Source organism: Chitinophaga sp. (assembly GCF_019236475.1).
GTDB lineage: Bacteria > Bacteroidota > Bacteroidia > Chitinophagales > Chitinophagaceae > Chitinophaga.
Genome location: NZ_JAFAIX010000003.1, coordinates 189,080 through 202,531, shown reverse-complemented (window position 1 = coordinate 202,531; position 13,452 = coordinate 189,080). Strand labels below are relative to the sequence as shown.

Sequence of the window (13,452 nt, the reverse complement as noted above, 5' to 3'; positions counted from 1 at the left end):
AACGCAGTGAGCGTATGGTGTATGGAGCGACCGGTATCTCCCGAAAAAAAAATATTACAACAAAAAGGCTTCAGTATATGCTATCTGAAGCCTTTTTTATGCATTTTATTCCGCTAGGAATGGTTCCAGGATAGCGTTGAATGCTGCTGGTTTTTCCATCATGGGCGCATGCCCGCATGCTGGAAGCATTACTAGGGTGGAATTTGGCAAATAATGATGGAATTCTTGGGCTACATCTGGCGGCGTCACCTTGTCGTTTTCGCCCCAGATCAATAGCGTAGGCGTATGGATTTCAGGCAGGAGGGCGGCTACATAATTGCGATTAGCAGATTTGGCTGTTTTAACAATACGAAAGCATTTTCGTATATCCGTAGTAGTACTGAATACCTCATCTACCAAGGTATCTGTAGCAGTGGCTGGGTCATAAAAGATATTGGCCACACGTTCACGGATATACGCATAGCTGCTCCGTTTGGGAAAACTACCCATATTGGTGTTTTCATATAAGCCGGAACTGCCTGTCAGTATGAGTTTAGCTACTTTTTCTGGGTGTCGGTGGGTAAAGAGGATGGCTACGTGTCCGCCTAATGAATTGCCAATCAGCGTTACGTTTTCCAGGTTTTCTTGTGTGATATAAGTATCGAGGTAATTTACCAGGTATTCCAGGTTATCTTCTTTATGATCGTCGTATATGGGTAAGCGTGGGATATGAATGTCATAGCGGGATCCAAAGTGTGCCGCAACGCCTTCCCAGTTACTTAAACCGCCGAAAAGACCATGCAGTAGAATAAGGCTTTGTTTCATGTAATTTTTTGATACAAAGCTAAATTGCTGCTATAAGGGTAGCTGTGATCTCAGTCACAAAAGTTGCGCGACTGGTCCAGCAGGAACAAACGGGCTCTACTCAGGGCTTCCCGGCTGGTATAGAGATACCTGGCGATATTGGTGAGGGATATTTTTTTAATGATGGCTGGCCGTCTCTCTAATAGAAATTTATAGCGCTGCAGTGGCGTTTTAAGCGACAGTATATACTGATGCTCTGATTGTTGTTCCACCAGCTCTTGGAATAATTGTATGTGAACATGGAGGAGATTAGGATGGTTCTTATGGAATGACTGTAATCTCTTGGAATTAATTTTCAGGATCACCGCATCTTCCATGGCGATGATACTGATAGCCGAGGGCGCTTTTTTAGTAAAACTTTCACAGTTGGCCAGGAAGTCGTCCACCATGCCAAAGCGCACAATCTTTTCATTTCCTTCCTCATCCGTGATGGCGAATTTAAACATACCGGAGATGATAAACGCCGCATCGCGGGCTATTTTGCCATAGCGTAAAAAGGCATCGCCTTTCTTAATATGCTTAATGGTAGCGATACTATCGAGCAGTATCCATTCTTCCGGCGTTACTACCGGATATTTCTGCATTAGGCGCTCGTAATAGGAGGGAAGATTTGTTGCCATACGGGCTGCAAAATAGGAAAAAGTCAGGAATCAGGGAATGCTCCCACTTTTGGGGAATATACTCCTCAACCATGTGGGGAAGCTTTTACCAATTATGCCATTATTCCGCCTTTTTAAAAATGGTCTTTTGAGCTTTCCAAGTAAGGTATACCGTAATAGCCAGCATGACCAGGATGAAAATAACATGATGGGCAAAATCGATCTTTCTCATGATCCTACTGAGCGGGTGTTGCAGGACAATTCCAATGATCAAATAAACAATGGTATAGGATAAAGTAGCCACCCCATTGATTAGGAAGAATAATTTCCAGCGTATTTCGGAGATACCCGCTATAATCGGGCAGAAGAACCGTAGGTTAGGGATGAGCGCACTGATAAATAGTGTTTTGGTCGCATTTTGCTTCAATTTTTCCTGCGCCTTGGTGAGCCATTCTGCATTGACCTTCTTTAGCAGTTTTTTGGACAATTTTCGGCCTTTTGCAGAAATGAAGAATAAGGTATTGTCCAACACAATGAGGCCCGTAAAAGCGACTATTCCGCATAATATGGGATTTAGCCCGCTATGTACGGCAATATAGCCAGTACTTATCAAGGAAATTTCTTCTGGAATGGGGGTGAATTGTTCAATAATAGCAAACCATAGAAATATTCCCAGATAGGAAAGATGGTGAATATAGTATTTAGGTTAGCATATTCCATGACCTTGGTTTGCGTGGAAAATAGGATTTAAGGCCGGTAACGATCACCGGCCTTGTTAATTAGCCGCAATTATGACAGTTGAATGATCATACAGTACTTGGTTCAAGACTGGCTTGATGGTTTATTTCCATTTCGGCTACTCTCGTGAGTTTTTTATCTGTTTCTTTTTCTTCATTCAGTGTTTCATTCAGGATTTCGGCGATGTCGTCGTATCCCATTGTTTTGGCCAGTTCTTTTAATCCACCATAGGTGGCAATTTCGTAATGTTCAGCTTTTTGTGCGGTCATAATCAGTGCGGCATCTCTGTGGGAAGAGCCTTCTTGGGTATCGTCAATGATATCGCTTTCTTCTTCGGTGATTCCAGCCATAGCCGGACATTTGGTGGCATGAGATTTCTTACCCATCTGTTCAAAAATATTTTCCAGTCGGGTAACATGATTATGTGTTTGTTCGGCATGTTTGTGGAAGCATTCTTTCAATTCACTAGCAGTGGCTGCTTTTTCCAGTTTTGGCAATACTTTCGCCAGTTTTTTCTCTGCCCAGTAGATTTCGCCCAACTGTTCTTCAAAGAAATCATTTAGTTTGGAAGCAGTTGGAATGGATGATGCTGCATTTCTCATTTGCTTCATAAAATTGGTTTTAGAAATTAGGAAATGTTGAATCATGGTACTACTAATCGCATATAGAACAGGGTTCAATTATGATACCAAATGGTATCCATGAATCGGGTAGATGATTCCTGTCAAAGCAAGATGGCATGGCCAGTTTGCAGCCTTGACGCATGCTATTTTTCAGTCGCTTAATTGCTAAAAAAGCGTTATCTTGCACAATTACATCATTGAAAATAGTTGATAAAAAGGGATTATATGTCTATAAACGAAGATTTAAATGCTGGCTATGGTACAGATCCGTATGAGAAATTTCGTTCATTATTGCAGCAGTCGTTAGTATTTCCGACAGAGTATACTTTTAAATTTATTATTAAGGCAGACGCGGATAAATCGGCCGAGCTGAAGTCCATCTTTGCGCATACTAATGCGAATATTTCTGTTACCAATTCGGCTACAGGAAAGTATAAATCCTTTACGGTGCGGGTACAGGTAGCAGATGAAGAGGAAGTAATTGGATATTATAAGGAAGTTTCTAAGATTGAATCTGTGATCATGTTGTAAGGAATAACATCCTCAAAAATATAACGGCGGTGCGATGTGAATATCGTACCGCCGTTTTTAATAAATGAAAAAACCGTTTCAAATGAATGAAACGGTTTTTTCTGTTTACGCCCATGCAAAGATTGTAAAAACCGGTGAGAACACGAGTTTCGTTTACAGTATGCCCTTCTAAGTGTTATTAAAAATAAGTTGGAGGATGGACCGACAAGTCAGTGTACATCCTCCAGTTGGCAGATTATTTCATGGTAACGAACTTGGTCTGGGAAACATAAGCGACCTTATTATCTGCTGTACGCACATAGATAAAGAGGCTGTATGATTTTCCTGTGGCCAGTTTGGTTAGTTTCAGGTTTAAATTCCCTGAAAATGTATTTGTGTTCGGATAGGTTGCTGGAGTAAGCACGGTAGATACGCCGTTATTGGCGGTAGCAGTAGATGCAGCCACATTCCAACTGGCAAAATGCGTACTATCCACTAATACGGGTTTGCCGGAGGTAGGTACATCATACCATGCGCAGTCCAACGCTCCTGGATCAGCTTTGGTAATAGCGCCGCCAAAGGTAACCTGGATAACATCGGTGGATTGGAAAGGCCCAGTTTGGCGTAATAAACCCATACTGGTCACTTCAATAGTAGGCAATGCTTTTTCCAGTTCTGTCTTAATCATATCGTTGTTCTTAGTACAGGAATGTAACAGTACAGCAACGAGTCCAGCAGCGATATATGTTAACTTTTTCATGATTATTGTAATGTTAAATTAGAAACTGTAACGAGCACCCAGTTGCATAGACCATGTACTGGTGCTGCTGTTGATGTTCTGGTAAGGAGTAGTGTACAGTACCCCGTTGTAATTTTGCATGCGGTAAACAGGCACACCATCCGCACCAACGCTTCTATAAACCAGCGGCTGCGTAGTGGTAGTCTGTTTCTGGATACCCCAGTATTTATTCAGGAGGTTCGGCAGGTTGAGAATATCTGCGCTGAACTGCAAGGTATGTTTGGTTTTACCAGATTTGATATAGAACTCCTGCAGGAATCTTGCAGCGATATCATTATACCAAGGTGCTTGTGCAGCGTTTCTTTGCGTATAACCACCACGATGTTTGCTGAGATAAGGGGTGTTGTTGATGAATTTATCCAAAGCAGCCGCCTGTTGATCCGCCGTAAAGTTATAGGTAACGCCACCCACGGTAACATTATATGGCTCAAACACTAGCTCATTACCCTTTTTAGGTACATACATCAGATCTTGGTTGTTACCATCACCATTGAGGTCGCCGTTTATTCTGTAGGTAACAGTACCGCTAGGCGCGCCCTGGTAAACCAGAGAGATAGTGGTAGCGGCATGCGATAGGTACTCAAATCTGTAAGACAGCATACTCACAATTCTGTGGCGAGTGGCTGCAGCAGAAGGATTCATCTCCAGGTCGTTGCTGGTACCAATGGTCGCATTGGAGTTCCATACAGAATATGCCTGTGAACCGGAGTTGCCAGAGATATCTTGCGCTTTCGTATAGGTATAAGCGATAGAGCCATAGAAACCTTTTGAGAACGCTTTGGTAAACTGCGCTGTTAACGCGTAAGAATAGCCTTTATTGGTATTTTCCACGATCACCGCAGAGCTGATATTAGGATAGATATATCTGTCGGTATTAGCGGTAGATACGTAGCGCGGCCTGTTATCTGGACCATTGAAGATACCGGTTGGATCTTTCAGATTGGCGTTACGCATTCTGATAGCATTGATATCTTTTGTGATCAATCCTTCCAGGGTGAAGCTGTAGCCATTACCGAGGTTCTTGTCAATTGCCAGGTCTGTTCTGAATATCTGCGGGAATTTAAAATTACGATCCACCATCACGATATTGCTAGGTATAGAAGTACCCGCAACAGGAGGGAACAGGTTGGCATATGCATCCACTTTAGGATCGAATACCATGTTCTTCAGTTTCGCAGCATCATCCGGGTTGGTGTTTTTCAAGGAAACGCTGTTCTGATACATACCAGAGTTAGTAGGCATATTCGTTAACCATACGAATGGCGCCATACCGTTGAAAATACCTGTACTTCCACGAATGATCAGGGATTTATCTCCCAATACATCCCATCTCGCGCCAACACGTGGAGAGATATTAATTCTTGGCGTAGGCCACTGACCGTCATAATGCGTCATATTACCATCTTTGTCTGGGAATGTCAGTGCAGTGATAGCAGGGTTTTCCAGGGCTTTCTCCAGGTATACCGGTCTATCGGCACGCAAACCGATGGTTACTTTCAGTCGGTTGTTGACTTTGATTTCATCCTGTGCATACAGGGCTGCCTGGCCGTATTTCAGTTCAGCGGAATACACTGCTTTTTTTCCAGGCACCATGGAGTATGCATAGGAATAGTACAGGGGCGATTGCTGTGTGATGAAGTCGTTCAGCGAATTGTAAATATAGTAGCTCTGTGCACCAGGCATGAACATATTACCCACCATTTGGTATTCATAAGAAACCCCGGCAGTGAGGGAGTGTTTGCCTGTGTAATAAGAGAAGTTATCTGTAGCGCTCCAAACCTTGTTGATAACATCGTTATTATAGCTGTAAGGTTCCACGCCAAAGCTCATATAGTTATGTGGCGTAGTGGTGCCATCGAAGATCTCTACGAAAGGAAAATCTTTACTGTTGGTAATCCTGGTATCTTGGATTTTAGTACCAGTCAGTAACAGACTGTTGGAGATTTTACCATAGGTACTGTTCAGTTCCAGGGTACCGGTTCTAACGGTATGTTTAAAGCCATATACGGAATTAGAGAATACCATGGAGCGATTACTCAACCTGCTGTTAGGTAAAGAGGAAATAGAAGCCGTGGTACCTGGCAGAGAGAAACCGCCACCGCCGATGATAGAGGACGCATTGATAGCAGAAGGATCTTCATTGCTAACAAAATCACTGAATTTGGCAGTCAGTTTATGATGATCGTTGATGTTCCAGTCGAGCTTAGCGATGTATTTATAGTTGTTTTTCGCAGCAGTAGGGAAGTTGTCGTACGCACCTGGATCATAGTTGTATTGTTTTTTCAGGAAATCAGCCAATTTAGCGAGGGAGTCGATAGGCGTAGAAGAAGGCGTGCCCGCGTTCTTACTACCTTGCGCTACATAGTTGGTGATTCTTGCACCGGAGTTCATTTCATACTCACCATTCAAGAAAAAGAACAGTTTATTTTTGATGATAGGGCCACCGATACTTCCGCCATAGGTTTTCCTGGAAGAGGCAGTAGCCTGATCCAATTTGATATCGCCTACATTACGGCCGTTGAAGGACTGGTCGCGGTAGAAGCCATACACTGTACCGTGGAATTCATTGGTACCACTTTTAGTAACAGCGTTGATACCTGCACCGGTGAAGCCCGACTGGCGTACGTCTACAGGAGCGATGTTGACAGAGATTTCGTCGAATGCATCCAGCGAAATTGGAGGAGCGCCGCCACCAGGTAATGGCGCTGTACTGAGGCCAAAGCTGTTATTCAGGTTGGCGCCATCTACTTTCAAGTTGTTATAATAACCGCTTCTGCCTGCGAAACCGTTATCACCATTGGATTGTGGGGAAAGCTTAGTGAAATCGGTGATACTGCGGTTGAAGCTCGGCATAGTGGAGAGCGTTCTGGAATCAAATACAGTGGCTGCACCGCTTTTTTCCGTAGCGCCTTTGCGTTTCACAGAATTGATGGTAACGCCGGATAACTCTTTTGTGTCAGCGCCCATGGTTACTACCACGTCGTAAGGCTCACCTAATAATACCTGGAAGCCTTCTACGGTTTGGGTTTTAAATCCCACGAAATCTACTCTTAACACATAAGGACCACCCACGCGTACGCTGCTGATAGTGAAGGAACCATTTTTCAAGGTGCGGTTCATATAGCGCGTACCGGAAGGTTGGTGTATAAGCGTGATGCTGGCGCCTTCCACGCCTTTGCCATCAGGCCCTTTTACCGTACCGGTTACAGAACCGGTAGTTACCTGTGCCTGCATTGCCAGTGGCAATATTAAAAGGCATAACAAATAAAATAATGCTTTCGTCATTCGCATACATGCAACATTTAGAGATATAGTGAGATAGTTGTGATGAGTGAAAACAGATATTGTAGGCAGACGACAGCACATCTGCCTACGGTGTGTACATCTGTGCTACAGTAATAAGTAGTTATGATTAGGTATAGTGTTAAATGGAATTTTAAACCTCCTCATGATTTTGGATATTTGAATCGCTTTGAAAAACCTTGCTGTGTTAAGAGAATGCAAAAATATAGGATGCAGCGGAGGAGGGTGTCAAGCCAGGATCACCAAATCGTTATGGGAATATTAAAGATGTTAGAATCTTACAATTGCAGACCAGTTAGGGGGCTAGATCCAATGGTATTAATGATTTCAGCAGCCAGTTGGCGCGTAGTGCCGGTAAGATCGGCAATATCCTGAAGGGTGATCAGCCGATGGAGAATGATTTCGCGATTAGAGGCGATGATGGTTTTTTTCTGGAGTTCGTTGTACAGCATTTGAATCCGTTCTCTGGGCTCATAAGAACGGATATTCGCCAGCATGGATTCTGTTTTATTCCATCGGTAGACTATTTTTTCAAAGCACCATGCTGCCACTTCTGGGTCATGCGTCATTAGGTGTTTGAAGAAGGCAGGTTTATATACTCTGAGTTGTGTTACTACGATGGCTTTACCGAATTCGCAGAAGGTATCGCCCAGCATGGCCAGGTTACCAAAAAATTCGCCTGGTGTCACCAGTTCATATATGTATTCTTTACCCTTTCCAGAGATGCCGCCCAGTTTAACAGCGCCACTAAGGATTTCGTAGATATCTGTATACTTCTGTGCGGTATCGTATAGTTGTTTACCTTTCTTAACAGTAATTAACTTTACATTCTCTCTCAGCCCTGGAACTTGCTTCCAGGCCAAATAGTTGTATAATCCTATTTCTGAGATTTTAGGCATACCCGACATCAATTACCATGGAAAAGTATTAAACTTTCTGAGAGGATGAAATAACACGAACGGGTATTTCGTTTTAAATTATTATTAACTTTTTACGGGGTCTTCCGTGAAGAATTGACTTTTTGAATGCGAAAAAGTTTTAGGAACCCTTCTTCAAAAATGGATGCTGATGTAGGCTTTGTTTGTAGCTTCGGCCCACAGGGATGGCCGTCTCCCCGATAAATACTTGATGGCCTTCTACGGCAGTCAGTCGATCGATAGATACGATATAGGACTTATGTACCCGTATGAATTTTTCTGGGGGAAGACTGTTTTCTATTCCTGTTAGGCTAGAATACACCATGTACTTTTTATAGGGGGTGATGATATGTACATAGTTCAGTCTTGCTTCTATATATTGAATATCCTGCAAGAGAATCTTCTCGAAACGCTGGTTACACTTCACATACAAGGACCCTGGCTGCTCCGTATTGGAGCGAATAGCGCCATTGCCACTTATTTTCGCCTGTGCTTTTTCGCAGGCTTTATAAAATCGTTCAAAGGTGACGGGTTTCATCAGGTAATCAGTAACAGACAGCTCAAATCCTTCTACGGCGTATTCTGAAAATGCGGTGATCAATATGATCTGTTGTAGCGGATTATGTTGACGGAGGAAATCGATGCCGCTTTGGTGTGGCATTTTGATATCAAGAAAGATGAGGTCTACCGCTTCGGTTTCCAGAATAGCTTGGCCTATCAAGGGATTGCGCGCAGTGCCCACCAGGTGCAGAAACGGCACCTTCTCTACATAGCTTTCAATCTGTTTGCGAGCTAGCGGTTCATCATCGATAATCAAGCAATTCAACATGCGGTTAAATTTAAAGTGAGTGTTACCAGGTAGATACGTCCGTTGATGGTGATATCCAACTGATAACGGTCTTGATAGAGTAATTCCAGGCGTTTTCTTACATTTTCCAAACCTATCCCTTTTTTAGCTGGCCTATTGAGAAATGTAGGCGGATCAAATGTGTTTTCACAGCGGAAGGAGAGCTGGCTGTCTCCCAAATCAATACGCACTGCTAATCTATTTTCTTCTTCATCGCTGTCGGATAAGTATTTAAAAGCATTTTCTACTAGGGGCATCATCAGCAGCGGGGCAATTTCGTAATTTTCCGGATTTCCATTTACAGTGAAACTGGTATTGCAATTTTCAATGCGCAGTTGCTGGATATGGAAGTAATTGTTTAGATAATCCAGTTCTTTTGAAAGCGGGGTAAAATCAGTACTGCATTCGTACAACTGATAACGCAATAGATCTGCAATAGACACCAGCGTATGCCTGGCATCGGCAGGGGCGTAATCTAGCTGGGTATAGAGTGTATTGAGCGAATTAAAAAGAAAGTGCGGATTGATCTGTGCTTTCAGATAGGTCAATTCCGCAAGGGATCGCTCTTTTTCCATACTTTCCAGTTTGCGCCGCGCATCTAGTCTGTCGATCGCCAGTTTTACAAAATACCCGCCCATTACGCCCAGCAAAACTAGGAAGAAACGATTATATTGTAAATCCTGGTAGGTCCATATGAAATCGAACCGAATAGGCACCAGCATATGGTTTAAAAAGTACTTCATGCTCCACGCATAAGTAGCTGTTAAAATTACAATCAGGGAAACGGACAAAACTATCAGTCTGATTTTATTTTTACGCCGGAAATAATCCGGCAGCACATAACTGAAGATGCCGTAGAATGCAAATATGATCAGACTTACATCCAGCGCGGAGAAATAAAGGCGGTTGACAATATTATTTCTTACATAGAAATACATCACCTGGTTCCACATCAGATAGAAAACAATCCAGAAAACAATATGTACCAGTATTTTGCGCATACTGCGAAGTAAGTAAACAATAGGAACTGGACAAACGCATTATATCAACTGCTCCTATTCCGGGATAAACGGCACTTTAGCGTAGTTTATTGTTATACATAGCAGGGGCTTTGCGCTTCATATAATTGCAACTGCCTATTTCCAGGAAGTATTGCATTATTGTAGAAAAAAGATGAGATCATTATTTTCGTTACTGCTCTGTTGTCTCGCAGTGGCAGGTTACGCCCAAGATAAAACTACTGCTGCCGCCAATTTCAGCGAAATAAAGGCGATAGGATTGCAGCAACAGGTATGGCGACTCCCTCTATACGGTCCTATGTTGCTGGTAGACCCACAAACGCGACATGTATTTGCGAATGAGCCGGATAGTGGCGGCTATCTTACCCCTGCTGGAGAGGGAGTATACAGTGGTACCTTACCGGCGGATGTGATCATCGCCAATACTGCCATTACTTGGCAAGGTAAATCCTGGTCGGTGGTGATGTTGCCGCTACCCGAGGATAAAGATGAACGTTTAAGTCTCCTCGCGCATGAATCTTTCCATCGCATCCAGGATAGTTTGGGATTACCTGCTCATAGCCCCTCGGCGGACCATCTGGCCACCATGCAAGGCCGTATCTATTTCCTGTTGGAATTACAAGCGTTGAAGGCTGCATTGAGCAAACCAGTGGATAAACGAAACGCTGATTTGGCCAGTGCCCTGGCATTCCGGGAGAAAAGGAAACAACTCTTTCCCGAAACCTTTGCCAATGAGCGTATCCTGGAGATGAATGAAGGACTGGCGGAATATACAGGCGTAATTTTAGGTAGAGCTCAAGCGCATATCCCCGATTACTTACAGCATATTATTGACTCTGCGTCAGCTCGCAGCACTATCATCCGTTCATTTGTTTATGTCTCTGGTCCATTGTACGGCTATCTGTTGTATCAACGTCAGCCGGAATGGACGGCGAAAGTAGACTCGCTATCTGATTTTCCTATGCTGATCAAACAATATTATCAGTTGCCTACACAGCAACAACCATCCGAAAAGAAGCTACAACAATTAGCAAAAATGTATAACGGTGATGCTATCACTGCATCCGAAAAGGGAAAGGAAATAGTTCGTTTAAAAAAGGTAGCAGACTATGTGGCGCTCTTCACCGCGAAACCCCGACTGGTTATAAAGTTGCTAAAACCTAATATCGGTTTTAATCCTAGTAATATGTTTGATCTCGGCAGCTATGGCACCGTTTACCCAACAGCAGAAGTAAAAGATACTTGGGGAAAGTTGACAGTAGCCGCTGGAGGTATGCTGATGAAAGATTGGAAGGTCATTACTTTATCGGCAACGGGCGTGGTGATGAAAGACCATGTGATAGAAGGCCCCGGATGGAAAATAGTGTTGGGTGAACATTGGAAGTTATTACAGGAAGACGACATGCACTATGCACTGCAACAGTTAAAATAGAAAAATACAAGCGCTGCCATCATTAGCAGCGCTTGTATTTTTTTATCCTTCGAGTCCATGTACCAAAATCATGGAACAATTTCCAGTAGAACCCCATCTGATGGCTTTCAGTGGTTGATATGCTGGATCAGCGTAGCATTGAAGTGCAGCCGCTTCAGAAGGGAATTTAATGATGGCATTCATCTGTAGTGGTTTCCCTTCCACACCGATTGCTTGTAGATCGGCAGCCAATACTTCCGCTCCGTATTTGTGCAGCAGTTCAATGGTAGGAGGGCCATATTTTGCATATTCTTCTTGATTGGTGATGTTGTAGCTGTTGACATAATATACAGGCATGATAATAACGTTTAGTAGATTAATAAATATAAGCGGGTGGAACAATTCCTTTGCAGCGTAAATAAACCGTAGCCTGGCCTCTATGATGCGTGATATGATCTATAGTCGCATAAAATCCATCCAAACCTTTACCAGTGGGTACCTTATTTGCTAGGCTTAATTTTAAAGCAGAAAAGGCATTCTCCAAGTAGGCAATAGTGGAGGATTTATCGGTGGTAGCCTGTGGTGGGTTCCAGTCGGTAGATTGTTGGCGTATATAGTTTTCTTCCCACCAGGAGATGCCATAACCAATATGATGCAATAGTGTGGCGAAGGTCATGGTATCCTCCGCAGGTGTGAACTGATAACTGTTTTCGGGCATGGCCTCCGCTACTGCAAGAGTATAATTCCTGGCATTTTCCAATGTCTCCAATAATTGTGTTTTCATGATAATCTGTTTGAGACATCAAAATTAGACATCGGAAATGGGGGAGATTTAAGGAATCTTGCTCATTTTAGCTACGCATCGCTGCTGGTGATTTCCCAAATTGTTTCTTATAGGCGGCAGAGAAATGTTCTAGGCTATTGAAGCCGGTAGAGAAGGCAATGGACGTAATGGAATCGCGGGTATGGAGGAGTTGGAGTTGTGCTTCTTTTAATCTTATACGGAGGAGATATTCATAGGGACTGACCTCCGTTACTTTTTTAAATAATCGGCTGAAATGGAAAGGGCTCACATGCGCGATATTAGCTAGTTCCGACAACTGGATGTCTGCGGTATAATGCGTATATATGAATGATTTTACTGTTTCAATCATAGGCAGGTAATGGATTTGCTGTTTCCTGCTTAAAGTAGGTAACCCTTCATTGTTGCCAGATAGAATCTGTGTAAAAAGCGCCACCATTAGCTGTTCCACCCAAAGTTGCTGACGTCGTGGTTTGGATAATTCTTGAAAAATGACCTGGTGTAAGAACTCCATTTCTGGCGTTGCCTTGATTAATATGGATTGCATATCCGGGTTTTTAAAGAACCGGGATAAAGTATTGCTTTGGGCTGTTAGTTCGGCGGCACTGTCAACAGAGAAAGAAAAGATGGTACACTGGTCTGGGATATCATGAATATGCCTTACTTGGTGTTCATATCCAGCCTTACATATTAGGAAGAGGCCGCTGTAGGCATCCAGTTCCTCCCGATATATTTTAAAACCAAAACTACCCTTACGGATAAACGCAATGGAAAATGTATCCTGGTATTCCTTCGCCGATATGGTGCATTCCATGCATTGGCAAAGAAAGTTATGTACCGAACAGAGGTTAGGAGAATGGTAGATAGTTTGGATTTCCGCTTCCATAGTGATAAAGTTAGTACAATAGTACAAACTTAAAAGCTGGTTGTGACAACATTATGTCAGTAGTGATCTTATCGTGTACGTAAAATAAACATATGATATATTAATAAAATATAAATAATCAATTTTGTACATAAGAATCCTAGTTGTAATTTAAT

14 protein-coding genes are annotated in these 13,452 nt (G+C 42.9%); 2 read left to right on the top strand and 12 right to left on the bottom strand.

Features of this window, described 5'->3' with window-relative positions; translation table 11 throughout:
- Nucleotides 1-105: 105 nt before the first annotated feature.
- The 4 genes from JO154_RS02990 to JO154_RS02975 form a co-directional block, all read right to left on the bottom strand.
- Nucleotides 106-804: an alpha/beta hydrolase gene (locus JO154_RS02990; RefSeq protein ID WP_291941712.1), complete on the bottom strand. Its 699-nt coding sequence runs from the start codon at nucleotides 802-804 to the stop codon at nucleotides 106-108.
- Between the two features lie 50 nt (nucleotides 805-854).
- Complete coding sequence (locus JO154_RS02985; RefSeq protein ID WP_291941710.1) at nucleotides 855-1,463, bottom strand: Crp/Fnr family transcriptional regulator; 609 nt, start codon at nucleotides 1,461-1,463, stop codon at nucleotides 855-857.
- Between the two features lie 100 nt (nucleotides 1,464-1,563).
- Nucleotides 1,564-2,061: a VTT domain-containing protein gene (locus JO154_RS02980; RefSeq protein ID WP_291942071.1), complete on the bottom strand. Its 498-nt coding sequence runs from the start codon at nucleotides 2,059-2,061 to the stop codon at nucleotides 1,564-1,566.
- Between the two features lie 187 nt (nucleotides 2,062-2,248).
- Entirely contained in the window at nucleotides 2,249-2,791 is a 543-nt protein-coding gene (locus JO154_RS02975; RefSeq protein ID WP_291941709.1) for a ferritin-like domain-containing protein, read from the bottom strand.
- A gap of 237 nt (nucleotides 2,792-3,028) precedes the next feature.
- Between JO154_RS02975 and JO154_RS02970 the strand changes: the two genes are divergently transcribed.
- On the top strand, nucleotides 3,029-3,334 hold the full coding sequence (locus tag JO154_RS02970) for a DUF493 domain-containing protein (protein ID WP_291941707.1): 306 nt from the start codon (nucleotides 3,029-3,031) through the stop codon (nucleotides 3,332-3,334).
- A 235-nt stretch (nucleotides 3,335-3,569) separates the two neighbouring features.
- Here the strand turns inward: JO154_RS02970 and JO154_RS02965 are convergent, their stop codons facing one another.
- The 5 genes from JO154_RS02965 to JO154_RS02945 form a co-directional block, all read right to left on the bottom strand.
- Nucleotides 3,570-4,073 (bottom strand): hypothetical protein, encoded by a 504-nt coding sequence (locus JO154_RS02965; protein WP_291941706.1) that lies wholly within the window; start codon nucleotides 4,071-4,073, stop codon nucleotides 3,570-3,572.
- A gap of 18 nt (nucleotides 4,074-4,091) precedes the next feature.
- Entirely contained in the window at nucleotides 4,092-7,403 is a 3,312-nt protein-coding gene (locus JO154_RS02960) for a TonB-dependent receptor (protein WP_291941705.1), read from the bottom strand.
- Nucleotides 7,404-7,693: 290 nt separating this feature from the next.
- On the bottom strand, nucleotides 7,694-8,314 hold the full coding sequence (locus JO154_RS02955) for a Crp/Fnr family transcriptional regulator (protein WP_291941704.1): 621 nt from the start codon (nucleotides 8,312-8,314) through the stop codon (nucleotides 7,694-7,696).
- Nucleotides 8,315-8,453: 139 nt separating this feature from the next.
- Nucleotides 8,454-9,161 (bottom strand): LytTR family DNA-binding domain-containing protein, encoded by a 708-nt coding sequence (locus tag JO154_RS02950; protein ID WP_291941702.1) that lies wholly within the window; start codon nucleotides 9,159-9,161, stop codon nucleotides 8,454-8,456.
- Nucleotides 9,155-10,180: a histidine kinase gene (locus JO154_RS02945; RefSeq protein ID WP_291941701.1), complete on the bottom strand. Its 1,026-nt coding sequence runs from the start codon at nucleotides 10,178-10,180 to the stop codon at nucleotides 9,155-9,157. The genes JO154_RS02950 and JO154_RS02945 overlap by 7 nt, the downstream gene beginning before the upstream one ends.
- Nucleotides 10,181-10,352: 172 nt before the next feature.
- On the opposite strand from JO154_RS02945, the gene JO154_RS02940 reads away from it, so the two are divergent.
- Nucleotides 10,353-11,630 (top strand): hypothetical protein, encoded by a 1,278-nt coding sequence (locus JO154_RS02940; protein WP_291941700.1) that lies wholly within the window; start codon nucleotides 10,353-10,355, stop codon nucleotides 11,628-11,630.
- 42 nt (nucleotides 11,631-11,672) lie between these two features.
- On the opposite strand, the gene JO154_RS02935 is transcribed toward JO154_RS02940, so the two are convergent.
- From JO154_RS02935 to JO154_RS02925, 3 genes are all read right to left on the bottom strand, one after another.
- The gene (locus JO154_RS02935; protein WP_291941699.1) at nucleotides 11,673-11,966 is read right to left on the bottom strand and encodes a DUF1330 domain-containing protein; all 294 of its coding nucleotides are present in this window, start codon (nucleotides 11,964-11,966) and stop codon (nucleotides 11,673-11,675) included.
- Between the two features lie 19 nt (nucleotides 11,967-11,985).
- Nucleotides 11,986-12,393 carry a DinB family protein gene (locus JO154_RS02930; RefSeq protein ID WP_291941697.1) on the bottom strand — a complete coding sequence of 136 codons (408 nt, stop codon included), beginning with the start codon at nucleotides 12,391-12,393 and terminating at the stop codon, nucleotides 11,986-11,988.
- Between the two features lie 67 nt (nucleotides 12,394-12,460).
- Entirely contained in the window at nucleotides 12,461-13,297 is an 837-nt protein-coding gene (locus JO154_RS02925; protein ID WP_291941695.1) for an AraC family transcriptional regulator, read from the bottom strand.
- Nucleotides 13,298-13,452: the final 155 nt, after the last annotated feature.